The following is a 23254-nucleotide window of genomic DNA, read 5'->3' on the forward strand; positions in this document are numbered from 1 at the left end:
GAGGGTGATCCAGACCGTGCGGCCGCAAATGTCGGCTGCAGCGTTGCCCGTAACAGTTACGAGGCATGCGTTTCATGACCCCCTCCACCACACTTTCCGCCGACTCCCCGGCGCACCCGCAGCCGCGGGTCCGGCAGCCCAACGCCGTCGTCCTGAGCTATTCGGAACTGCTGAAGCGCGTCAAGGCCGAAGGCCTGCTGGAACGCCGCACCGGGTTCTACGTGACGGTGTTTTCCATCCTGGCCCTGCTGATGGCCGCCACCTGGTTCGGCTTCGCGCTGATCGGGGACAGCTGGTTCCAGCTCCTCATCGCGGCAGCCCTGGGTATCCTCTGCACCCAGTTGAGCTTCCTGGCCCACGAGGCCGGGCACCGCCAGATCTTCGCCTCCCGCCGCGCCAACGACTGGGCCGCACGGCTGCTGGCCACGTCGGTGGCCGGCATCAGCTACTCCTGGTGGGAGCAGAAGCACGGCGCGCACCACAACCACCCGAACGTGATTTCCAAGGATCCGGACATCGCCACCGGCGCGATCGCCTTCTTCCCCGAAGCCGCGGCGACCCGGCAGGGACGGTTCTCCTTCCTGACCCGCAAGCAGGGCTGGTTCTTCTTCCCGCTGCTGTTCCTCGTGGGCCTGGGCCTGCAGATCGATTCGGTCAGGTTCATCGTCCGCCGCGCCAAGGTCACGCACCGCTGGGTGGAGATCCCCATCCTCGCGGCCCGGCTGAGCCTGCTGCCCGTGCTCGCCTTCGCGTTCCTGCCCTGGGGCATGGCACTGGCGTTTATCGGCGTGCAGCTCGCCGTCTTCGGCTTCTACATGGGCGCCTCCTTCGCACCGAACCACAAGGGCATGCCCGTGCTGCCGGCTGACAGCCGGGTGGACTTCTTCAGCCGCCAGGTCCTCACGTCCCGGAACATCTCCGGCGGCCGCTTCATGGACATCCTGCTCGGCGGCCTCAACCGCCAGGCCGAGCACCACCTCTTCCCGGACATGGCACGCCCCCATCTGGACAAGGCCGCCGTGATCGTCCGCGAGTTCTGCGCCAAGCACCAGGTCCCGTACACCGAAACCACCCTGCTGCAGTCCTACGGCATCATCGTGCGCTACCTCAACGACGTCGGCCTCGCCGCGGGCCGCCACTTCGAGTGCCCAATGGCCACCGTTACCCGCCGTTACTAGCGGCACGCGGGGCATACTGCGCCCGGCGCGCCGGTGTCCCTAGGATGGTCTCAGGATCCGCGCCGAGGAAGCTTCCTCGCCCGGAGCGCTGGCGCTTCAAAAGGCCCTGACACTTCAGAAGGAGACACATGACGCACGCAATCCTCGCCCGGCAGGCCGGCGGACCGGAGGTCCTCGAGCTGGCACAAGTCGACCGGCCGGTTCCGGGGCCCGGCCAGCTGCTGATCAAGGTCGCCGCCGCGGGCGTGAACTTCATCGACACCTACAAGCGCAGCGGCGTCTACAAGGTGCAGTACCCCTTCACTCCGGGCTCCGAGGCCTCCGGGACCGTGGAGGAGCTGGGCGACGGCGTGAGCAACTTCTCCGCCGGCGACCGGGTCGCGACCGCCGAGGGTGTCAACTGCTACGCCGGGTACGCCCTCGTGGACGCGGACAAGGCGCTGCCGGTGCCCCGCGGCGTCGACGACTACACCGCCGCTGCCCTCCCCCTGCAGGGCATCACCGCGCACTACCTGATCAACTCCTCCTTCAAGGTGGAAGAGGGCCATACCGTGCTGCTGCACGCCGGCGCCGGCGGCGTCGGCCTGCTGCTGATCCAGTTGCTCAAGGCCAAGGGCGCGAACGTCATCACCACCGTCTCCACCGATGAGAAGGAGGCGCTGGCCCGCGGCGCCGGCGCGGACCACGTGCTGCGCTATGACGGCTTCGCCGCAAAGGTGCGCGAGCTGACGGACGGCGCCGGCGCGCACGTGGTGTACGACGGCGTCGGAAAAGACACCTTCGACGATTCCCTGGCGGCGCTCCGGATCCGCGGCACCCTTGTGCTCTTCGGCGCCGCGTCCGGTCCGGTGCCGCCGTTCGACCCGCAGCGGCTCAACGCCGGCGGCTCGCTCTACCTGACCCGGCCGACCATCACGCACTTCCTCCGCGACGCGCGGGAACGCCGCTGGCGCTCCGACGAACTCTTCGCCGCAGTGGCGGAAGGCAGCCTCAAGGTCCGGATCGGCGCCCGCTACGATCTCGCCGACGCCGCCGCAGCCCACACCGACCTGGAGCAGCGCCGCACCACCGGCAAGGTCATCCTGGTCCCCTGAATCGGCCCTGGAGTGGCACCGATGTCTTCCGTTCATCTGCTGCAGGGAGAATCACCCTGTGATTGAGCAGCAAACGCCGGCCGTCGGCGTTCCCTTGGGCGGCGGCCGCCCGGCCGGCGCCGCCTATCAGCCGCAGCTGCCGGGCGCCTTCGCGGCGCCGCCGGAGCGGACCCTGGTCGACGTCCTGCGGGAGACCGCCGACCGCTTTCCGGACGCCTCCGCGCTCGACGACGGCCGACGCTCCCTAAGCTATGCCCAGCTGATGGACGAGGTCCGGGCCACCGCGAGGAAGCTGCACCTGGCCGGGCTGGGCGCGCGCGACAAGATCGGCGTCCGGATCCCCTCGGGCACCAACGAGCTTTACATCTCCATCCTGGCGGTGTTGTTCGTCGGGGCCGCCTACGTTCCGGTGGACGCCGACGACCCCGAGGAGCGGGCCTCGCTGGTGTTCGGCGAGGCCGGCGTTGCCGGCGTGCTGCGTGCCGGCGGGACGATCGTCACGGACTCCGGCCGTCCCCGGCCCTTCCCGGCCGCCAGGGAGCCGGTCCCAGGCGACGATGCCTGGGTCATCTTCACCTCCGGATCCACCGGCACGCCCAAAGGCGTCGCCGTCCGGCACCGTTCGGCTGCCGCCTTCGCCGACGCCGAGGCTCGGATCTTCCTCCAGGCCGAACCGATCGGGCCCCAGGACCGGGTGCTGGCCGGGCTTTCGGTGGCCTTCGATGCTTCCTGCGAGGAAATGTGGCTCGCCTGGCGGCACGGTGCGTGCCTGGTCCCGGCGCCGCGCGCCCTGGTCCGGACCGGCATGGACCTGGGCCCCTGGCTCATCAACCACGGCATCACGGTGGTCTCCACGGTGCCCACTCTCGCGGCGCTGTGGCCGGTGGAGTCGCTCGAAAGCGTCCGACTGCTGATCTTCGGCGGCGAAGCCTGCCCGCCCGAACTCGCCGAGCGGCTGGCCGTGGACGGACGCGAAGTCTGGAACACCTACGGACCCACCGAGGCCACCGTCGTCGCCTGCGCCGCGCCGCTGGGCGGCCCGGGACCGGTCCGGATCGGGCTACCGCTCGACGGCTGGGACCTCGCTGTCGTCGACTCCGACGGGGTGCCGGTCTTCGAGGGCGGAATCGGTGAGCTGATCATCGGCGGAGTCGGGCTAGCCCGCTATCTCGATCCGGCCAAGGACGCGGAGAAGTATGCTCCCCTGCCGGCGCTGGGCTGGTCGCGCGCCTACCGCTCCGGCGATCTGGTCCGCTACGAGCGGGCGGGACTGCTCTTCGTCGGCCGCGCGGACGAACAGGTCAAACTGGGTGGGCGCCGGATCGAGCTCGGCGAAATCGACGCCGCCCTCCAGTCGCTGCCCGACGTCGCCGGGGCGGCGGCAGCGGTGCGGACGACGGCGGCCGGGAACCAGGTGCTGGTCGGCTACCTCTCACCGGCCGACGGCAGGGAACTGGACCTGGCAGCCGCCCGGCTGCTGCTCGCGTCCACCCTGCCCGCCCCGCTGATCCCGTTGCTCACCGTCGTGGACGCCTTACCGACCAAGACCAGCGGCAAGGTGGACCGGCAAGCACTGCCGTGGCCGCTGACCGGCCCGGGGGCGGCGGATACTGCGCCGGCGCCCATGGACCTCCCGCAGGACGCCCGCTGGATCGTCGAGCAGTGGAGCGCTGTCCTGGGCGGGACCGTTTCGGACCTCGATGCCGATTTCTTTGCCTTCGGCGGCGGCTCGCTGGCCGCGGCCCAGCTGGTCTCCGCGCTGCGGGTCCGCTACCCGACGATCACGGTGGCGGATATCTACGCCACGCCCCGGATCGGCGCCCTGATCGACACCGCACGCCAGTCCCTCCCGGAAGGCGGGGCCCCGGCGGCCGGCCAGCGTTCGGTCCGTCCCACGTCCCGCCGCGCCCAGTGGGTCCAGACGCTGCTGGGTGTTCCGCTGCACATCCTCGTCGGGATGCGCTGGCTGACTTACCTGATGGTGGCGAACAATTTGCTCGCGTCCCTCGCCGGGTTCACCGCGGCGCCGACCCTGTCCTGGTGGTGGGTGGGAGCCTCCTGGCTGGTGTTCGTCAGCCCGGCCGGGCGGATGGCTATTTCGGTGGCCGCGGCCCGGCTCCTGCTGCGCAATGTCTCCCCCGGAAGCTACCCTCGGTCCGGCCGAGTGCATTTGCGCCTGTGGCTGGCCGAACAAATCCAGGACCTGGCCGGGGCCGTCAGCCTCGCCAGCGCCCCGTGGGTGCCCTACTACGCCCGGGCTCTGGGCGCCACGATAGGCAACAACGTCCAGCTCCATTCGCTGCCGCCGGTGACCGGGCTGCTCACGCTCGGCAACGGCTGCAACATCGAACCCGAAGTCGATCTTTCCGGCTGGTGGATCGACGGCGACTCCGTCCACATCGGCGCGATCCGGATTGGCGCCGGTGCCGTCGTCGGCGCCCGCAGCACGCTCATGCCGGGTGCCAGCATCGGCGCCGGGGCGCAGGTGGAGGCGGGTTCGGCCGTCCTTGGCCGGGTCAAGGCCGGCCATTTGGTGGCCGGCTCCCCGGCAGAACGCCGGGGCAAAGCCAAACAGGGCTGGCCCGCGACGCCACCGGAGCACCATCTGATCGGCCGGCTCTGGTTTGCCGGTTTCGCCTCCGCCTCGGCTCTCCTGGCCCTGATCCCCTACCTGTCCGCCGCTGCGGCCGGACTGGTGATGTTCCTCTTCATCCAGGGCCGCGACTCGCTGGCCGCGGCCCTGCCGCAGCTGGCCGTCTCACTCCCGCCGGCCGCGCTCGCGTGGTTCGGCGCCAACCTGGTCCTGGTTCTCGCGACCACGCGCCTGCTCGGCGCCGGGCTGCGCCCCGGCTACTACCGGGTGCGCAGCCGGATCGGCTGGCAGGTGTGGGCGACGGAACGGGTCCTCGACCTGGCCCGCGACCTGCTCTTCCCGGTCTACGCCAGCCTCTTCACGCCGGCCTGGCTCCGCCTGCTCGGCGCCAGGGTCGGCCGGAACGTGGAGGCCTCCACGGTTCTGCTGATCCCGAAAATGACGACAGTGGGCGAGGGTGCCTTCCTGGCCGACGACACCCTGATCGCGTCCTACGAGCTCGGCGGCGGCTGGATGAGGATCGCGCCGGCAAAGGTGGGCAAACGCTCCTTCCTCGGCAACTCAGGCATGACCGCCGCAGGGCGCAGCGTGCCCAAGAACTCCCTCGTGGCGGTCCTCTCCGCGACCCCCGCGAAGGCGAAATCAGGGACCTCCTGGCTGGGCAGCCCGCCGGTGCGGCTGCGCAGGACCGCCATCGCCTCCGATGACACCCGCACCTTCCAGCCGCCCCTGCGGCTCAAACTGGCCCGCGCCCTGTGGGAGCTCTGCCGCTTTGTCCCGGTGGTCCTCACGGTCGCCGTCGCCGCGGCCGTGCTCGTGGCCCTGGACTGGCTGGCCGGCACCTTCAACTACGCCGTAGCCGCCCTCCTGGGCGGCGTCGTGGTCCTGCTGGCCGGCGCGGCCGCTGCCGGCAGCGCCGTCGTCGCGAAGTGGCTCCTGGTGGGACGCATCCGCCCCGGTGAGCACCCGCTCTGGAGTTCGTTCATCTGGCGGAACGAAGTGGTGGACACCTTCATCGAGATGGTCAGCGCCCCATGGTTCGCGCGCGCGGCATCCGGCACCCCGGCCCTCGTCTGGTGGTTGCGCGCCCTGGGCGCCAAGATCGGGGCTGGCACCTGGTGCGAGAGCTACTGGCTGCCGGAGGCGGACCTCGTCACCCTGGGCCGCAGCGCCACGGTCAACCGCGGCTGCGTGGTCCAAACCCATCTCTTCCACGACAGGGTCATGAGCATCGACACTGTTACGCTCGAAGACGGGGCCACGATGGGTCCGCACGGAGTCATCCTGCCGCGGGCCCGGATCGGCAACGGCGGGACGGTGGGCCCTGCATCACTCGTGATGCGGGGGGAAACGGTCCCGGCCGCCACATACTGGATGGGAAATCCGGTCAGCCCGTGGGTCGGCCCGGATGTTCCGGCGCCCAAGCCCAAGTAGCCCCGCCCGGGTAGTTCCCCGCCCGGAAGACGCCTCCCGTCCACCGCAACGACCGAAAGCCGTGCCATGAGTCCCATCGCCTCAGCCGCTGCCGAGGAATTCCCCGCTGAATTGCCGCCCGCAACGCCCGCAGCCGCTCCGGATCCGTACATGCCGGGCCATGGCACCGACGTCTACCGCGTCACGCGCTACGAACTGGAGCTCGACTACCGCATCAGCAGCAACCATCTGGGCGGCCGGGCGACGCTGCACGCCGTCGCCCGGCGCCAGAGCTCCGCGATTGTCCTGGACCTGACCGGGCTCCGCGCCACGAAGGTGCTGATGCCCGGCCGGAAGGTGCGCAAGTTCAACCAGCGGGCTGAGCGGCTGGTCGTGGTGCCGGACACGGCGCTGCTGCCCGGTGACGAATTCACCCTGGACATCCGCTATGAGGGCAACCCGGCGCCCCGCCGCGGGCTCTGGGGAGAGGTGGGCTGGGAGGAACTGAGCGACGGCGTCCTGGTCGCCGGGCAGCCCAACGGCGCGGCGTCGTGGTTTCCCTGCAACGACCATCCGCGGGACAAGGCCAGCTACCGCATCGCGGTCACCACCGACGCCAACTACCGGGCCGTCTGCAACGGGGTACTGGTCTCGCACCAGGCCCGTTCCAGCCGCGAAACCTGGGTCTACGAGCAGTCCGAACCCATGGCCAGCTACCTCGCCACAGTCCAGATCGGCCGGTACGAACTGCTGCCGCTGAACCCGGACCGGACGGCCGGCGACGTCGCCCAGACCGCCGCGGTGCCAGCCGAACTGTCGGCCGAGGCCCGCGCCGGGCTCGCCCGCCAGCCGCAGATGATGCGTACCTTCACCAGCCGCTTCGGTCCCTATCCGTTCGCCGACTACACCGTTGTGGTGACCGAGGACGTCCTGGAGATCCCGCTGGAGGCCCAGTCCCTGTCCATTTTCGGGCGCAACCACCTGACGCCGGACTGGGAATCCCAGCGGCTGATCGCGCACGAGCTCTCCCACCAATGGTTCGGGAATTCGCTGACGGCAGCGTCGTGGAAGGACATTTGGCTGCACGAAGGCTTCGCCTGCTACGCCGAGTGGATCTGGTCCGAGGAGGCCGGGATCATGAGTGTGGCCGACCGCGCCCGGGCGGCCTGGCGGATGCTCAACCGCGAGGGCCAGGACCTGCTGGTCGGTGACCCGGGGCCGGAATTGATGTTCGATGACCGCGTCTACAAGCGCGGCGCCCTCGCACTGCACGCGGTCCGCCTCCACTGCGGCGATCTTGCCTTCTTCGCGCTCCTGCACGAGTGGACCGGCAGCCACCGGCACGGCTCCGTCACCACCGAGGATTTCATCGTGGCGGCGGACCGCGTCACCGGGATGGACGCCGAGGCTGTGCTGCACCCCTGGCTTTATCAAGAGGCGCTGCCGCCCCTTCCGGCCAGCTGACCGCCTGAAAGCTGACCCCGGGACCGCGCTAATCCCGGGCCGGGAGCGCGGAAAGGGCGACGGCGGCAGCGAACTGCGCGGGCAGTCCGGATTCATCGGGTGGCAGGTCCCGGATGCCGGGCTGGTGCAGCACCTCCACGGTCTCGGGCGCGGTCCGCAACCCGGTGCCGCACAGCTTGAGCCAGGCCTCCTTGCGTGCCCAGAGCCGGGCACGTCCGTGCAACAGCTCCGCGCCGGAGAGGCCGCGAAGGCTCTGGCGTTCTGCCGGGCCCAGCGCCACCTGATCGAAGCCGTCAAAATCAGCACCCGCCGGGTCCTGCACGTCGACGCCAAGGCGCAGCCCCGCGTCAGGATCCAGCACGGCGGCCAGCAGGACCCAGCCCGCGCTGCGGGACAGGCTGAGCAGAAGCGGAGCCGGCGCGCCGGCCAGGGTGTAGCCGGGCCTGCCGTGCGGGCTTCCGGGACCGCACTGCGGACAGTCGTAGGCGGCTGTGAGCTCCGACGGCGGCACGTCCAGCAGTTCGGCGGCAAGCTGCCGCTGAGCCAGCCGGCCGGCCAGGAACGCCGCCCGCGGACCGGGCTCCAGGCCCAGGGCGCGCCCGAGCTCGACGTCGTCCAGCTGTTCGCGGGCGGCGGCGTCCGGTAACCCGGGTGCGCCAGGTACGCCAAAGGGCGGGACCGACCGCACAATCAGCTGCGATGCCATGGTCCCGCCCTCCTATATTTCAGGCTCTCCCGCCAGGGGCTCCCCTCCGGGCCGCTAGCGCTGCACGGCGCCGAAACGCTCGTGGGCGGCAGCGACCGCGCTGTCGCGGGCAGCCGAGGCCTCGTCCGCGGTCAGCGTCCGGTCGTCGGCCCGGAAGCGCAGGTTGAAGGCGAGCGACTTCTTACCCTCCTCGATGCCCTTGCCGGCGTAGACGTCGAACAGGGACACCTCCTCGAGCAGCTCTCCCGCGCCCTCGCGCAGGGCGGCCAGCACCTCGTCCGCCGCAACGTCGGCCGCGACCACGAGGGCGACGTCCTGGGTCGCCACGGGGTAGCTGGAGATGTGCCGGGCGACGATCACGTCGGCGGCGGCTTCGAAGAGCGCCTCGGCGTCCAGCTCCAGCGCCACCGAGCGGGCCGGCATGTCGTGCGCTGCGAGCAGTTTCGGGTGGAGTTCGCCGGCGTAGCCCACGACCTCGCCGCTGCGCAGCGCCAGCTGCGCGGCACGGCCAGGGTGGAACGCCTGGTGCTGGCCCTTGCTGACAACGAGTTCGACGCCGAGCACATCGCCGGCGAGCCGGGCGATGTCCAGCGCGTCGGCCCAGTCCCAGGCGCGGGGCGTGTGTGCCGGCGCAGCCGGGGAATCGTGGCCGGTCAGCACGGCGCCGAGATGCAGCGGCTGGTCCGGGACGCCGTCGTACAGACCGTCCAGCACCTCGTCGGAGGGCTTGGCACCCAGCGGCGGAATCGAGGCGGTGCCCAGCGTGTCGCCGGGCAGGAAGACCAGCCCGGACTCGAAGAGCGCGAGGTCGCGGAAGCCGCGGGAGTGGTTGCGCTTGGCGACCTCGATCAGGCCCGGCAGGATGGAGGTCCGCAGGTAGCCCTGCTCTTCGCTGATCGGGTTGGCCAGCTTGAGCGCCTTGCGCTCCGCGCCGGCCACGGGAACCCCGAAGGTGTCGTTGGCCGCCTTGGAGACGAACGGGTACGCCATCACCTCGGTGAGGCCGGCGTCGGCCAGGGCCTGCACGAGCCGGCGGCGCTGCTGCTGGACTCGAGTAAGGCCGCGTCCCGGGGGCGCCACCGGGAGGGTCGCGGGGATCTTGTCATAGCCGACCAGCCGGGCGATTTCCTCGGAAAGGTCTTCCTTCGTTTCCAGGTCGTTGCGCCAGCTCGGGGCCGTGGCGCTGTAGCCGGTGCCGGTCTTTTCGACGACGGCGCCGAGGTCCTGGAGCGAGGTCAGGATCTGTTCCTCGGTGAAGTCGATGCCGATCCGCTCGGCGGCGAACGCCGCCGGCAACTGCACGGTAACCGGAGCGGGCGCGGTGCCAACGTCGGTGCCCTCGGCCGCATCGGTGCCTCCGGCGAGTTCAACGAGGAGGTCGACGGCCCGCTGGGCGGCCACGTGGGCAACGTGCCAGTCCACGCCGCGTTCGAAGCGCTTGGACGCCTCGGAGGGCAGCTTGTGGCGGCGGCGCGAACGGGCAATCGAGACTTCCTCAAAGTGCGCCGCTTCGATCAGGATGGTCGACGTCGCGTCGCTGACTTCGGTGGCGGCGCCACCCATCACACCGGCGACGCCGATCGGGCCGGAGCCGTCCGTGATCAGGAGGTCTTCGGCGTCGAGCGCGCGGTCCTTGCCGTCCAGGGTCTTGAGCTTCTCGCCGGAGACGGCGCGGCGGACCACGATCTCGCCGGAAAGCTTGTCCTGGTCGTAGAAGTGCAGCGGCTGGCCGAGCTCCAGCATGACGTAGTTGGAGATGTCCACCGGCAGCGAGATGGAGCGGATGCCGGCGAGGCGGAGCCGGGCGGACATCCAGGGCGGGGTGGGCCGGGTGGCGTCCACACCGTGCACGGTGCGGGCCACGAAGCGGTCGCAGCCGGGCTTGCCGTAGATCGGTGCGTCGTCGTTGAGCTTGACCGGGTAGCCGCCGGCCAGGGCGGCGGGGGCCTGCACCTTGGACGCGGGGTCGGTGAAGGGCGTGCCGGTGGCGTGCGCGTATTCCCGGGCCACGCCGCGGATCGAGAAGGCATAGCCCCGGTCCGGGGTGACGTTGATTTCCGCGGCCTGGTCGTAGAGGCCGAGCAGTTCCATGGCGTCGGTACCCAGTTCCGGGTCCAGGCCGATCCGGGACAGCACCAGGATGCCGTCGTGGTCCTCGCCGATGCCGAGTTCGCGGACCGAGGCGATCATGCCGGCGGAAAGGTGCCCGTAGGTCTTGCGGGCGGAGATCCGGAAGTCGCCGGGCAGGACAGCGCCCGGAAGCGTGACCACCACCTTGTCGCCTTCCACAAAGTTGTGGGCGCCGCAGATGATGCCCTGCACGCCGGAGGGGTCGATGCCGTCGCCGGTGAGCGTCTGCTCCTGGCCTTCGGGGACCACACGGACCTGGCACCAGTTGATGGTCTTGCCGTTGGACTGCGGCTCCTTGACCAGGCTCAGGACCTGGCCCACCACGATGGGGCCCTGGAGCGCATCGGTGGGGCGGTGGACCGCTTCCTCTTCAAAACCGACCTTGACCAGATCGGCCATCACGTCTTCGGCCGTCGCTCCGGCCGGTACCGCTGCGAATTCACGCAGCCAGGAAAGTGGGATACGCACTGTTAGATCTCCATCCCGAAGTGCTCGCTGAAACGTACATCGCCTTCGATCATGTCGCGCATGTCGCCGACCTCATTGCGGAACATGAGGGTGCGTTCGATGCCCATGCCGAAGGCAAAACCTGAATAGACGTCCGGATCGATACCGGCGGCGCGCAGCACGTTGGGGTTGACCATGCCGCAGCCGCCCCACTCGATCCAGCGCGGGCCGCCCTTGGCCCCGGGGTGCCAGATGTCCAGCTCCGCGGACGGCTCGGTGAACGGGAAGTAGTTGGGGCGCAACCGGATCTGGGCCTCGTCGCCAAACATCTGGCGGGCGAAGTGCTCCAGGGTCCCGCGCAGGTCCGCCATGGACAGGCTCTTGTCGATCGCGAGGCCCTCGAACTGGTGGAAGACCGGGGTGTGCGTGGCGTCGAGTTCGTCGGTGCGGAAGACCTTGCCCGGGCACAGCACGTAGATCGGCACCTCGCGTTCCAGCATGGAGCGGACCTGCACCGGGGAGGTGTGGGTGCGCATCAGCAGGTGGGCCTCGGGCGGCTCCACGAAGAAGGTGTCCTGCATTTCGCGGGCCGGGTGGTCCGGCTTGAAGTTCAGCGCATCGAAGTTGAACCACTCCGACTCGACCTCGGGGCCCTCGGCGATCTCCCAGCCCATCCCGACGAAGATGTCCGCCACGCGGTCCTGCAGCGTGGACAGCGGGTGGCGGGCACCGGCGCGACGGCGGCGCGGAGCAGCCGTGACGTCCACGGTTTCCTCGACCAGAATGCGGGCGTCGTTCTCCGCCTCAAGTTCGACCGTGCGGTCCGCGAGCGCCTTGTTGACGCGTCCGCGGGAGGCTCCCATAAGCTTGCCGGCGGCGGCCTTCTGGTCCTTGGGCAGGGCGCCAATCTCACGGTTGGCCAGGCTCAGCGCGGATTTCTCCCCGGTGTGGGCGAGGCGCACGGCCTTGAGCTCATCGAGCGTCGAGGCGGCGGCAATGGCGGCGACGGCCTGGTCTACGGCGGCGGTGATGGCGGCTTCATCCAGAGGGTTCGGGACGGGGGCGCCCGGCAAAGTTTCAGTCATCTACTGTTCTTAGCTACGAGTCGGGTGATGCCAACGCACGCAGGGCCTCAACGGGTGCAGGGACCGGTGCATTGACAAAGGTCAGGGCTCACCGGAACTTCCCGGCGGGCGCTCCCGTCCAGTCTAGTTGAACGCGTCCGGGCGCCCGAACGTGACGGACAGGGACCGCCGGGCAGCACGGCTCCCCCGCTACCATGGCCTCATGACCTCCGGACAGCGGCTGCGGCAGCTTGCCAATCTGTTGAATGCATCTACCCCGCTGGGGTTGCTGCTGGCAGCCTGCGCCCGAACCAGGGTCCGTCGCGGCCCCCGCGGCCTGATCCTCGCCACCGGCTACCGCTGGCGGCTGCCGTTCGCGGCGGCGTTCACCGTGGGCAACGTGGTGCTGTTCCGGGCCGGTCCCGCCGAAGCCCTGGGCAACCCGGTGCTGCTGGGACACGAGGAACGCCACAGCACCCAGTACGCCTGGTGCCTGGGCATGCCGTTCCTGCCGCTGTACTTCCTGTCCGCTGCCTGGTCCCTGTGGCGGACGGGCAATCCCGGATCGGCCAACCCCTTTGAACGGCACGCCGGGCTCCGCGCCGGCGGTTACCCCCTCCTGCCGTCCCCAAGCGCTTCCCGACGACGGCCCCCAGGAAAAGGCGCCCCAGGAAAACCGGCCAGCAAGGCCCCCCGAGCGGAACGAGGCATGACATGACGGAAACTCCCCGATCCATTGCGGTCACCGGATCCGGCACCGCGGAAGCCGCGCCGGACCTGCTGACCCTCGGCATCGGCGTCGAATGCCGCCGGCCCGGCGTGGAGGCGGCGTATAGCGACGCCGCCCTCGCCTCGTCCGCGATCACGGCCGTGCTCAGGAGGCACGGCGTGCCGGACGCGGACATCACGACGTCGGGGCTGAACGTCCGGGCCGAGGTCAGCTGGCAGGAGGGCCGCGGGCAGCTCGTCTCCGGCTACCTGGCCTCCAGCATGCTGAGTGTCCGGCTCCGCGAGCCGGCGGCCGCGTCGGCGCTCATCGCCGCGGCGGTCGCGGCAGGCGGGGACGATGTGCGCCTCAACGGGCTGGAGCTCGGCTTTACCGATCCGTCGGCGGTCGAGGTGCGCGCCCGGGAGGCGGCCTGGAACGACGCCCGCACCGCGGCCGAGCACTTCGCCGCGCTGGCGGGCGCCCGGCTAGGCAGGACACTCTCGGTAACGCAGCAGTCCGGGACCGCCTCACCCATCCCGCTGGCCAAGATGCAGCGCGTGGCGGCATCCGAGCCGCTGACCGTCGAGGCGGGCGGTTCGAGCGTCACGGCGACTGTCGACGTCGTCTGGGAGCTGCTCGACTGAGCTCGCCGGACGGGCGGGACTTCGTGCGGGGCGGGGCTAGTGGGTGGCGCCCGCGGCGAGCTTGAGGTCAGCCGTCGTCGCCAGCGCGGTCCGTACGACGACGGCGAGCGCCTGCACCATCTGCTCCTGCGGGAGTGAGGCCAGTCCGCTTCCCGGCGGGACCTGGTCCGGCCCGTACGGTACATGGACAAAGCCGCCGCGCGCCCCCTGGGTGAGCCGCAGGGCGTGCATCAGGCCGTAAAAGACGTGGTTGCAGACGTAGGTCCCGGCCGTCTGTGACACCTCGGCGGGAATGCCCGCCGCTCCCAGCGCCGCCAGCGCCGCCTTTACCGGCAGCGTGCTGAAGTAGGCCGCTGGAGCGCCGGGCACCACAGGCTCGTCGACCGGGGCGTTGCCCGCGTTGTCAGGGATTCGCGCGTCATCGCAGTTGATCGCGATCCGCTCCAGCGAAATGCGTGCCTTGCCGCCGGCCTGTCCTGCGCAGACCACGAGGTCGGGGCGGTGCTCCGACAGGGCCGCGTGCAGCACCGTGATGGCCTCCCCGAAGACGCAGGGAAGTTCGATCGCCGTCACCTCATGGCCTTCGGCTTCGAGCAGGGCCGCCGCACCGCGCGCCGCGGTCCAGGACGGGTTGGTGCTTTCGCCGCCAAACGGTTCGAAGCCAGTCAGGAGAATCATGCGCCCAGCCTAGCAACGCTATGATCCGTGCCGGCGCTGTTTCTTTGGCCCCGGGTCCTTGACTTAAGATCGAACATATATTCGAATGTATCCATGAGATGGGACGCGCAAGCACTGAAGCCAAGCGGCGAAGCTCTCCCTGCAGGGTCCGCCGCAGGGCCCGCCTCGCCGGCCCTGCTGCCGCTGGCCGGACTCGTGCGGTCCGTCTCCACCCCTGAGTTTGCCGGGGTCACTTTTCATGAGGTCACCGCCAAATCGGTGCTCAACAAGGTGGCCGCCGGTTCCCGCATGCCGTTCGAGTGGACGGTCAATCCCTACCGCGGCTGCAGCCACGCCTGCGTCTACTGCTTCGCCCGCAAGAGCCACACCTACCTCGACTTCGACTCCGGCCTCGACTTCGACAGCCAGGTAGTAGTCAAGATCAACGCCGCCGAGGTGCTGCGCAAGGAACTCGCCAAGCCCTCCTGGCAGCGCCACCACGTCGCCCTGGGCACCAACACGGACCCGTACCAGCGCGCCGAAGGCCGCTACCAGCTGATGCCCGGCATCATCGGCGCCCTGGCCGACTCCGGCACTCCGCTGTCCATCCTCACCAAGGGCACGCTGCTGGCCCGGGACATCCCGCTGCTCAAGCACGCCGCCGCCCAGGTCCCGGTGGGCGTTGGGATCTCGCTGGCCATGACCGACGAGCGGCTCGCCGAGGCGGTGGAACCCGGAACGCCGGGCCCGCGGGCCAGATTGAAGCTGGTCTCCCGGCTGCGCGACGCGGGGCTTCCCTGCGGCGTGATGGCCATGCCCATCCTGCCCTGGCTCTCGGACTCCGACGAAGCGTTGGACTCGCTCTTCGGCTCGCTCGCAGCGGCTGGCGCCACAGGCGTCACGGCAGGGGCGCTCTACCTCAAGCCCGGCACCCGGGAGTGGTTCATGCAGTGGATCGCCCGTGAGCACCCCCAGCTCGCCGGAAAATACCGCCGCCTCTATGGCAGCGGTTCCTACGCTTCCAAGGAATACCGCGCGTGGCTGGCGGGCCGCATCCGGTATTTCAAGTCCCGGCACGGCTTCCTGGGATCCTCGGGGTTCAGCCACCGGGACCTCAACGATGATCCGCGGGAGGAGGAAGCCCAGTACCCGGCGGGCAGCATCCCCGGACCGGGAGCGGCGGCCTACAGTGCCGGCGTCAACGCCGGAACAGCGCAGCCCACGCTCTTCTGACCGGCGCGTCCTCTTCCTGTTCTCCGGCAGGGCGCCTTCCCGACGCCGGTGCCTAGTCCGGCGCCTAGAGGATTTTGACCGCTCCGAGGACCTTGGAGAGCGAATCCTTGGCGTCGCCGAACAGCAGGGTGGTTTTGGGGTCATGCAGGAGCTCGTTCTCGATGCCGGCGAAGCCCGGCCGCATCGAGCGCTTCAGGAACACCACCTGCTGCGCCTGGACTACCTCAAGGATCGGCATCCCGTAGATCGGCGACCCCGGGGACGACTTCGCGGCCGGGTTGACGACGTCGTTCGCGCCCACCACCAGGGCGATGTCCGCGTTGGCGAACTCCGGGTTGACCTCCTCGAGTTCCCGGAGCGACTCGTACGGCACGTTTGCCTCCGCCAGCAGCACGTTCATGTGCCCGGGCATCCGGCCCGCGACCGGGTGGATGGCGAAGACGACGTCGACTCCCCTGGCGGTGAGGGCGGTGGCAAGCTCGGCTACCGTGTGCTGGCCCTGGGCGACGGCGAGGCCGTAGCCCGGCACGATCACGACGCGCTGGGCATAGCCGAGCTGGACGGCGACGTCCTCGGCCGAGGAGGAGCGCACCGGCCGGTCGCTGAGGGCGGTCGAACCCGCTGTGGATCCGCCCCGGAAGGCGCCAAACATGATGCCGGCCACCCCGCGCCCCATGGCCGAGGCCATCACCTTGGTCAGGATGGTGCCGCTGGCGCCCACAAGTGTCCCGGCGACGAGCAGCAGCACGTTGCCGAGCACGATCCCGGACGCCGCGACGGCGAGGCCGGTGAAGGCGTTCAGCAACGAGATCACGATCGGCACGTCGGCCCCGCCGACCGGGAGCACCAGCAGTAGCCCCGCGGCCAGGCCCAGCACCAGCAGCGCCCCGGCCCAGGCCGCCGACCCCGTCAGCACAACGAGTCCACCCGCGGTCAGGGCGCCCGCCAGGACGAGCACCATTACGGCAGGCATACCCGGGAAGAGCAATGGTCGGGTGCTGATCAGCTCCTGCAGTTTCCCGACCGTGACGGCCGAACCGGCGAAGGACACCGCGCCGACCAGCATGGTGAACACGACGGCCAGCCGCACCCAGGAGTCGGCGCTGTGGCCGAGTTCCAGCACCGCTACCAGCGCCGCCGCGCCGCCGCCCACCCCGTTGAACAGGGCCACCAATTGCGGCATCTGGGTCATCTGCACCCGCCGGGCCACCGGTACGGCCAGTGCGGTGCCGACGGCGATGGCGGCCAGGATCAGCGGAATGTTCTCCAGCCGCGCGGAGAGGAACACGGTCACCACGGCCACCGCAGCACCGGCCGCGCCGATGGCGTTGCCACGACGGGCGGTCCGGGGCGAGCTGAGGCCCTTCAGGGCGAGAATGAAGCAGACGGCCGCCACGAGGTAGAACAGCGCGGTCCAGCCCGGGGCGAGGACGCTCATTTGCCCTCCTCCCGCGCCGCACCGGCGCCGGCAGACGGGCCGGATACCGTAGTGGCACCGGGACGCGCGGCCTTCCGCGGGCCGAACATCTCCAGCATCCGGTCCGTGACGACAAAACCGCCCACCAGGTTGACGGTCGCGAGGACCACCGCGAGCAAGGCGACGGCGAGCAGCCAGGGGTCGTCGGCCTGGCCTGCCACGATGACCGCGCCGACCAGGATGATGCCGTGGATGGCGTTGGCGCCGGACATCAGCGGGGTATGCAGCTTGCTGGTGACTTTGGAGACGACTTCAAAGCCGACGAAGACGGCGAGCACCACCACCGTGAGTAACGTGACAGCATCCATTAGTTGTGGGCCTCCATCGCTGCCGCCGTGCCGGCGTGCCGTACGGCGCCGTCGTGGGTCAGACAGGCCCCGGCGACGACGTCATCGTCGAAGTCCGGGACCACCTTGCCGTCCAGGGTCATCAGGGCCAGGAGGTTGGCGACGTTCTTGGCGTACAGCCGGGACGCGTCGGAAGCTACGGCAGACGCCGCGTCCTGCATCCCGACCAGCGTCACGGCGCCGCCCGGGACCGGAACCAAAATGTCCCGGCCGGCGATGACTCCCTCGACGTTGCCGCCGGATTCGGCGGCAAGATCCACGACGACCGATCCGGCCCGCATCCCGGCCACCATGTCGGCGGTGACGAGCAGCGGGGCGGCCCGGCCCGGAATCGCCGCCGTCGTAATCAGCACATCCGCCGCGGCGACGTGTGGCGCCAGCAAGGCACGCTGCCGGGCCGCGCGGTCCTCCGCGAGTTCACGGGCGTAGCCGCCGCTGCCCTCAGCGGACGCGTTCGCAGCTCCGGTATCGAGCTCCAGGTTAATGAAGGTGCCGCCCATCGAAGCGACCTCGTCGGCGGAGGCGGCGCGGATGTCGTTGGCCGAGACCCGCGCGCCGAGCCGTTTCGCGGTGCCGATCGCCTGCAGGCCTGCGACGCCGGCGCCGAGCACCAGCACCCGCGCCGGCGGGATGGTCCCGGCGGCGGTCATGTACAGCGGAAAGAACCTCGGGTAGCGCAGGGCCGCCTCCAGCACGGCGCGGTAGCCGGCGACCAGGGACTGGGAGCTGAGCGCGTCCATAGACTGGGCACGGGAGATCCGGGGCACGAGTTCCAAGGCAAAGGACGTCACGCCGGCGGCGGCGAGGGCGCCCACGGCCGGAAGTTCCGAAGCCGGTGAGGCGAAACCGATGGTGACGGTGCCGGGCCGCAGCGCGCCGGCTGTTTCCGGGGAGAGCGGGCGGACGTGCAACAGGACATCCACGGCGTCCAGCGGGAGCTCCGGTGTGAGGCTGGCCCCGGCCGCCTCATAGTCGGCGTCGCCGTAGCCGGATTCGACGCCGGCACCGCATTCCACCAGCAGCGACAAGCCGAGGCCCGTGAGCTGCCGCACCGTCTCAGGGGTGGCCGCAACCCGGCGTTCCCCCGCACGCTGTTCCCGTCTGACCCCCACCTGCACGCCAAGCTCCTCTCGGTTCGCCCCAGCGTAGGCACACAGCGCCTAGTTTGGCGAGGGTTCCGCCGCGACCGCCGCCAGGAGTGCTTCCACGATCGGCAGGTCGGCCGGGATCCAGGGCAGCTCCAGGACTTCCTGCGGGTCCGTCAGCGCCACCCAGCGGAGTTCGTCATGGTCCTGAAGTGGCTGCGGCGTGCCGGCCGCCAGCTCGGCGAACCAGACTCGCATCGCGGCCCGGTCGTTGAGCGGCCAGCCGGCCGGTGCCTCAGCGGGCAGCTCCGGCCCCAGCCGGACTTCCACCCCGAGTTCCTCCAGCAGTTCACGGTGCAGTGCACGCTCCGGAGCCTCACCCGGGTCCACCTTGCCGCCGGGGAACTCCCACATGCCGGCAAACTGGGGTGGTGCGGTCCGCCTCGCCACCAGGAGGGTCCGGGGGTCGGCCAGGGAATCCACTACTGCGCCGCCGACGACGTTGATGAGTTCAGTCACGTCCACCAGTCTAGGGGCGCCGCGGCCGTGGTTGCCGGGGGACAATGATGGGAGACCTGGCGTACGCCGTTGGAATATTGGAATACCGGAGCCTGCGCCCCGCATTCCCTGCTCAGAGACTCCACGCCGAACCACTGCGCCGCATTCTCCTGGCTCCAGCCGGGATCATTCCCGAAAAGTAGATGAATGACGACCACCAAAGACGCCCCCGCGACGCCGAAAACCGGCAGCCGCCACCTTGCCCTCGCCATCATTTCCCTTGCGATGGGCGGATTCGGCATCGGCACCACAGAGTTCACCATGATGGGTCTGCTCCAGGAGGTGGAACAGGGCCTGGGCATCGGCACCCCGGAGGCCGGGCACCTGATCTCCGCCTATGCCCTGGGCGTGGTGGTCGGCGCACCGGTGCTGGCCGCCGTCGGAGCCAAACTGCCGCGCAAGTACCTCGCGCTGGGGCTCATGCTGTTCTTCAGCCTCGCGAACCTCAGTTCCTTCATCGCCCCGGACTACGGCACCATGCTGGTGTCCCGCTTCGCCGCAGGTCTGCCGCACGGCGCCTTCTTCGGGGTTGCCGCGGTCATTGCCTCGTCCCTGGTCGCCCCGACCAAACGGGGCTGGGCCATCTCGATGGTGATGGCGGGCCTCACCGTTTCCAACGTCATCGGTGTGCCGTTCGGGACCTGGCTGGGCCAGAACTTTGGCTGGCGGCTGCTCTTCCTGCTGGTCGGCCTGATCGGCATCGCCACCATGGCCATGCTGTGGAAGTTCGTGCCGTTCCAGAAACCCCACGCCGACGCGAGCATCCGCCGTGAACTCGGCGCGCTGAAGCGGCTGCAGGTCTGGCTCGCCGTCCTGATCGGCGTGGTCGGCTTCGGCGGTTTCTTCGCCACGTACACCTACATCGCGCACACCATGACCTCAGTGGCGGGCATTCCCTCGGAGTGGCTGCCGCTCGTCGTCGCCCTTTACGGCGTGGGCATGGTGGTGGGAAACATCGTCGGCGGACGGATTGCGGACAAGTCCGTCATGGGCACCATCTACTGGGTCCTGCCCGGCGTTGCCGTGGCGCTCGTGGTCTACGCGGTGGCCGTGCACTGGCCCTGGTCCGCCTACGTGATGGTCTTCGTCGTGGGGGCCGCCGGTTCCATGCTCGTCCCGGCGCTGCAGACGCGGCTCCTCGATGCCTCCCCCGGCGCGCCGTCGCTGGCGTCCTCGCTGAACCATGCGGCCCTCAACGTGGCGAACGCCCTGGGCGCTTTCCTCGGCGGTCTCGTCATCGCGTGGGGCTGGGGCTACGTGGCGCCGGCCCTCGTGGGGGCGGTGCTGGCCATCCTGGGCCTCGGCGTCGCCGCCCTCAGCGGTGCGGTCGAACGCAGGAAGCCGCTGGTCCGGTAGCCGATTGATGCGGTACCGGCCCAGCGGCCCCGGGGTGGAACGCGCGAACTAGCTGGCGCTGACGCGCTGCACGTCCGGTTCCAGGTAAATCACCCGTGCGGTGGGCACGGCTTCGCGGATCCGGACCTCGGTGGCGTCGATGGCCGCCGCGATGTCCCGGCCCGAGTCGGCCGCGCCGACGCCGATCTTGGCCGCCACCAGCAGTTCCTCGGGGCCGAGGTGCATGGTCTTGATGTGGATGATGCTGGTGCCGTCGGACTCGATGGCGCCGCGGATCTTTGCGACGTCGGCCTTGGTCGCCGACTCGCCCAGCAGCAGGGACTTGGTTTCCACCGCCAGCACCCCGGCGATCGCCACCAGCAGCAGGCCGATCATCCCGGTGCCGAGGGCGTCCCAGATGCCGTTGCCGGTCACCAGCGTCATGCTCACGCCGAAGAGGGCGAAGGCCAGGCCCAGCAGGGCGCCGAAGTCCTCCAGCAGGATCACGGGCAGCTCGGGCTGTTTGGCGTTGCGGATGAAGTGGACCCAGCTCTGGTTGCCGCGCAGCGGGTTGGACTCCCGGATCGCGGTCCGGAACGAAAAGGACTCGGCGACGATGGCGCCGATCAGCACGGCCAGAGGGACCCACCAGAAGTCGCCTTCAATGCCGTGCGGGTGCTGGATCTTGCCCCAGGCCTCGTAGAGCGCAAACAGGCCGCCGACGGAAAAGAGCACGATCGAGACGATGAACGCGTAGATGTACCGTTCCCGGCCGTACCCGAACGGGTGTTCAGGGCTCGCTTCCTTCTTGGCGCGCTTTCCGCCGACCAGCAGGAGCAGCTGGTTCCCTGAATCGGCGAGCGAGTGGATGGCCTCCGCGAGCATCGACGAGGACAGCGTCAGGATGAATGCGACGAACTTGAGGACGGCGATCGTCAGGTTGGCGGCCAACGCCGCGACAATCGCCTTGGTACCGCCGTTTGCAGCCAAGAGAGCTTCTCCTTTGGAGGTTTTTCAGGGGAACGTGCGGAAGGCGCTTGGGGCCCGTGTCCGCAAGGAACACCGTACCCGTTTAGGCCCCGCCACCGCACCGCGGCGGGGCCGGTTTGCGGTACGTAACGATTGAGTGTGATGTTGCTGACACGCGATCACGCCTGTGTTAGCTTGAAGCCATAATCGGGATTCCTAAGGTGAATGCCGACGAATATGTAGGAGGAGACATGGGCTTTCTAGGCTGGATCATTCTCGGACTCATTGTAGGTGCAATCGTTAAGGCAATCATGCCTGGCAGGGTCGGCGGCGGCTGGGTCACCAGCCTCGTGCTCGGCGTCGTCGGGGCCGTTGTCGGCGGCTGGATCGGCGACCTGCTGTTCGGCGGCGGCAAGATGGAATTCTGGAACCTGGGTTCCTGGATCCTGGCTATAGTCGGCGGCCTCGTCGTAGCAGGCATCTACGGCGCCATCACCGGGCGAAACCGGACCACGTAAATCTCTCACGCCACCGCCCGGCAGCAATGCCGCAGCGGTGAAGGCACGACGGCGGGGGCTCACCAATTGGTGGGCCCCCGCCGTCGTTGGTTCTTCTAAAGGTGTTGCCGGCTAAGCAGTGCGCTGCTGCGACCGGGCGCTGGCGTAAAGGCAGACCGTTGCCGCGGTGCCCAAGTTGAGGCTTTCCGCCGCCCCGTAGACCGGCACGGCGACACGGTGGTCTGCTAGGGCGAGTTCCTCTTCGGAGAGCCCCTGGGCCTCGTTGCCGAACAGCCAGGCGGTTGGCTGTTCCAGGGCGTACTCTGATTCGGCCGCGGACGCGCCGAGCCGCCGGGCCGCGTTCTCGTCCTGGAGCCGGTCCAGATTCAGCTGGCCCTGGCCGTCCGCCGCGAGGACACCGATGCCGCGTTCCTTGCAGCGTGCCACCAGTTCCTCGACATCGGCGCCGAGCACCACGGGCAGGTGGAACAGGGATCCGGCCGTAGAGCGCACAGCTTTGGGGTTGTAGATATCAACGCTGGAGGCAGTCAGGATGACGGCGTCCGCCCCGGCGGCGTCGGCGGCCCGGAGCACGGTTCCGGCGTTGCCGGGGTCGCGCACCTGGCACAGGACCGCGACCAGTTGCGGGTCCGCGTCCAGCACCTGATCGAGGCCGACGTCCAGGAAGCCGCAGACCGCGAGGATGCCCTGCGGGGTGACCGTGTCCGCCATCGCGGCCAGCACTTCGTCGGTGGCCAGGTACGCGCTGGTGCCCTCCGCGAGTGCCTCCAGGTCCGGGTGCCGGTCCAGGCAGGCCTCACTCGCGTAGACCTCGTAGACGATGCCGGGCTCCCCCGCGGCAACCCTCTTCTGGTGCAGGACCAGGGCTTCCCGGACGGCCTGCGGCCCCTCCGCCAGGAACTCGCTGCGCTTTAAACGGGCCGGGCGCCCGGCAAGCTGTGCCACCTTCCTCACTCGATCGGCTCGAGGGTTGGAAAGTGGAAAGTCTTGCGGGCGCCCGGTTTCGTTCATATAAGAACCTTAGTTGCTCTCGCGAGCAGTTCTTGAACGACGCTGTCTTTCGACGGCGGGAGGAACTACTTTGCGGCCTCGGCGTCAGCCTTCTTGGCAGCAGGCTTCTTCGCGGCAGGCTTCTTCGCAGCCTTCGGGGCCGCAGCAGCCTCGACCTGGACGGCCGGAGCGGACGTGTCGGCAGGCAGCGAGTCCTTGGCGACCTTGACCAGCGCGGCGAAGGCGTTGGCGTCGGAGACGGCCAGCTCGGCCAGCATACGGCGGTCAACCTCGACCTCAGCGGCCTTGAGGCCCTGGATCAGACGGTTGTAGGTCAGGCCGTTGGCGCGGGAAGCAGCGTTGATGCGCTGGATCCACAGGCGGCGGAAGTCGCCCTTCTTCTTCTTGCGGTCGCCGTAGCTGTACACAAACGAGTGCAGCAGCTGCTCTTTGGCCTTGCGGTACAGGCGTGAACGCTGTCCACGGTAGCCCTTTGCGCGTTCGAGGATAACCCGGCGCTTCTTGTGGGCGTTGACCGCCCTCTTCACACGTGCCACGTGCGTACTCCTTCAGAATTCTGATCCCAAGCATCTACTGCCGGAAAACCCGGCTGGCCTGAGAAGCCTTTTTGGTAGTGGACCGC

At 69.5% G+C, this 23254-nt stretch carries 20 protein-coding genes; 9 read left to right on the forward strand and 11 right to left on the reverse strand.

The window, feature by feature from the left end; all coding sequences use genetic code 11:
- Positions 1–74 precede the first annotated feature (74 nt).
- The 4 genes from AC1DGE_RS14030 (at position 75) to AC1DGE_RS14045 (ending at position 7742) form a co-directional block, all read left to right on the forward strand.
- Positions 75–1178 carry a fatty acid desaturase family protein gene (locus AC1DGE_RS14030; RefSeq protein WP_441419455.1) on the forward strand — a complete coding sequence of 368 codons (1104 nt, stop codon included), beginning with the start codon at positions 75–77 and terminating at the stop codon, positions 1176–1178.
- Positions 1179–1306: 128 nt separating this feature from the next.
- On the forward strand, positions 1307–2272 hold the full coding sequence (locus AC1DGE_RS14035; RefSeq protein WP_476917649.1) for a quinone oxidoreductase family protein: 966 nt from the start codon (positions 1307–1309) through the stop codon (positions 2270–2272).
- Between the two features lie 94 nt (positions 2273–2366).
- Entirely contained in the window at positions 2367–6299 is a 3933-nt protein-coding gene (locus AC1DGE_RS14040; RefSeq protein ID WP_476893621.1) for a Pls/PosA family non-ribosomal peptide synthetase, read from the forward strand.
- A 66-nt stretch (positions 6300–6365) separates the two neighbouring features.
- Positions 6366–7742: a M1 family metallopeptidase gene (locus tag AC1DGE_RS14045; RefSeq protein ID WP_476893573.1), complete on the forward strand. Its 1377-nt coding sequence runs from the start codon at positions 6366–6368 to the stop codon at positions 7740–7742.
- Positions 7743–7770: 28 nt separating this feature from the next.
- Here AC1DGE_RS14045 and AC1DGE_RS14050 read toward each other — a convergent pair whose 3' ends face one another.
- The 3 genes from AC1DGE_RS14050 to pheS are packed head-to-tail and all read right to left on the reverse strand — an operon-like array spanning position 7771 to position 12110.
- A complete protein-coding gene (locus AC1DGE_RS14050) occupies positions 7771–8448 on the reverse strand; it encodes a 4'-phosphopantetheinyl transferase family protein (protein WP_476893574.1) in 678 nt (225 codons plus the stop codon).
- Positions 8449–8502: 54 nt separating this feature from the next.
- On the reverse strand, positions 8503–11046 hold the full coding sequence (pheT, locus tag AC1DGE_RS14055; protein WP_476893575.1) for a phenylalanine--tRNA ligase subunit beta: 2544 nt from the start codon (positions 11044–11046) through the stop codon (positions 8503–8505).
- Positions 11047–11048: 2 nt separating this feature from the next.
- Positions 11049–12110, reverse strand: a complete 1062-nt coding sequence (pheS, locus tag AC1DGE_RS14060; RefSeq protein WP_476893576.1) for a phenylalanine--tRNA ligase subunit alpha — start codon at positions 12108–12110, stop codon at positions 11049–11051.
- A gap of 202 nt (positions 12111–12312) precedes the next feature.
- On the opposite strand from pheS, the gene AC1DGE_RS14065 reads away from it, so the two are divergent.
- Positions 12313–12807, forward strand: coding sequence for a hypothetical protein (locus AC1DGE_RS14065; RefSeq protein WP_441419426.1), 495 nt, complete (start codon positions 12313–12315; stop codon positions 12805–12807).
- Positions 12804–13442 (forward strand): SIMPL domain-containing protein, encoded by a 639-nt coding sequence (locus AC1DGE_RS14070; protein WP_476917650.1) that lies wholly within the window; start codon positions 12804–12806, stop codon positions 13440–13442. The genes AC1DGE_RS14065 and AC1DGE_RS14070 overlap by 4 nt, the downstream gene beginning before the upstream one ends.
- Positions 13443–13478: 36 nt before the next feature.
- Here AC1DGE_RS14070 and pcp read toward each other — a convergent pair whose 3' ends face one another.
- On the reverse strand, positions 13479–14120 hold the full coding sequence (gene pcp, locus AC1DGE_RS14075; RefSeq protein WP_476893578.1) for a pyroglutamyl-peptidase I: 642 nt from the start codon (positions 14118–14120) through the stop codon (positions 13479–13481).
- Between the two features lie 93 nt (positions 14121–14213).
- Here pcp and AC1DGE_RS14080 point away from each other — a divergent pair, with 93 nt between their 5' ends.
- Positions 14214–15332, forward strand: coding sequence for an Rv2578c family radical SAM protein (locus AC1DGE_RS14080; RefSeq protein ID WP_476893579.1), 1119 nt, complete (start codon positions 14214–14216; stop codon positions 15330–15332).
- Positions 15333–15396: 64 nt separating this feature from the next.
- Here AC1DGE_RS14080 and AC1DGE_RS14085 read toward each other — a convergent pair whose 3' ends face one another.
- From AC1DGE_RS14085 to AC1DGE_RS14100, 4 genes are read right to left on the reverse strand one after another with little or no spacing between them, the layout of a single operon-like run.
- The gene (locus AC1DGE_RS14085) at positions 15397–16770 is read right to left on the reverse strand and encodes an NAD(P)(+) transhydrogenase (Re/Si-specific) subunit beta (RefSeq protein WP_476893580.1); all 1374 of its coding nucleotides are present in this window, start codon (positions 16768–16770) and stop codon (positions 15397–15399) included.
- A complete protein-coding gene (locus AC1DGE_RS14090; protein WP_476909744.1) occupies positions 16767–17117 on the reverse strand; it encodes an NAD(P) transhydrogenase subunit alpha part 2 in 351 nt (116 codons plus the stop codon). The genes AC1DGE_RS14085 and AC1DGE_RS14090 overlap by 4 nt, the downstream gene beginning before the upstream one ends.
- The gene (locus tag AC1DGE_RS14095; protein ID WP_476893581.1) at positions 17117–18274 is read right to left on the reverse strand and encodes an NAD(P) transhydrogenase subunit alpha; all 1158 of its coding nucleotides are present in this window, start codon (positions 18272–18274) and stop codon (positions 17117–17119) included. Before AC1DGE_RS14095 ends, AC1DGE_RS14090 begins: the two co-directional genes overlap by 1 nt.
- Before the next feature lie 42 nt (positions 18275–18316).
- Positions 18317–18760, reverse strand: coding sequence for a (deoxy)nucleoside triphosphate pyrophosphohydrolase (locus AC1DGE_RS14100; RefSeq protein WP_441419419.1), 444 nt, complete (start codon positions 18758–18760; stop codon positions 18317–18319).
- Between the two features lie 186 nt (positions 18761–18946).
- Between AC1DGE_RS14100 and AC1DGE_RS14105 the strand changes: the two genes are divergently transcribed.
- Complete coding sequence (locus tag AC1DGE_RS14105) at positions 18947–20155, forward strand: MFS transporter (RefSeq protein ID WP_476893582.1); 1209 nt, start codon at positions 18947–18949, stop codon at positions 20153–20155.
- Positions 20156–20203: 48 nt separating this feature from the next.
- On the opposite strand, the gene AC1DGE_RS14110 is transcribed toward AC1DGE_RS14105, so the two are convergent.
- Positions 20204–21124, reverse strand: coding sequence for a cation diffusion facilitator family transporter (locus AC1DGE_RS14110; protein WP_441419417.1), 921 nt, complete (start codon positions 21122–21124; stop codon positions 20204–20206).
- Between the two features lie 230 nt (positions 21125–21354).
- Between AC1DGE_RS14110 and AC1DGE_RS14115 the strand changes: the two genes are divergently transcribed.
- A complete protein-coding gene (locus AC1DGE_RS14115; protein WP_441419416.1) occupies positions 21355–21621 on the forward strand; it encodes a GlsB/YeaQ/YmgE family stress response membrane protein in 267 nt (88 codons plus the stop codon).
- 111 nt (positions 21622–21732) lie between these two features.
- Here AC1DGE_RS14115 and AC1DGE_RS14120 read toward each other — a convergent pair whose 3' ends face one another.
- Positions 21733–22632, reverse strand: a complete 900-nt coding sequence (locus AC1DGE_RS14120; protein ID WP_441419415.1) for a TrmH family RNA methyltransferase — start codon at positions 22630–22632, stop codon at positions 21733–21735.
- A gap of 65 nt (positions 22633–22697) precedes the next feature.
- Positions 22698–23168, reverse strand: coding sequence for a 50S ribosomal protein L20 (rplT, locus tag AC1DGE_RS14125; protein WP_175323251.1), 471 nt, complete (start codon positions 23166–23168; stop codon positions 22698–22700).
- Positions 23169–23254: the final 86 nt, after the last annotated feature.

Source organism: Arthrobacter sp. 05N425 (genome assembly GCF_056397125.1).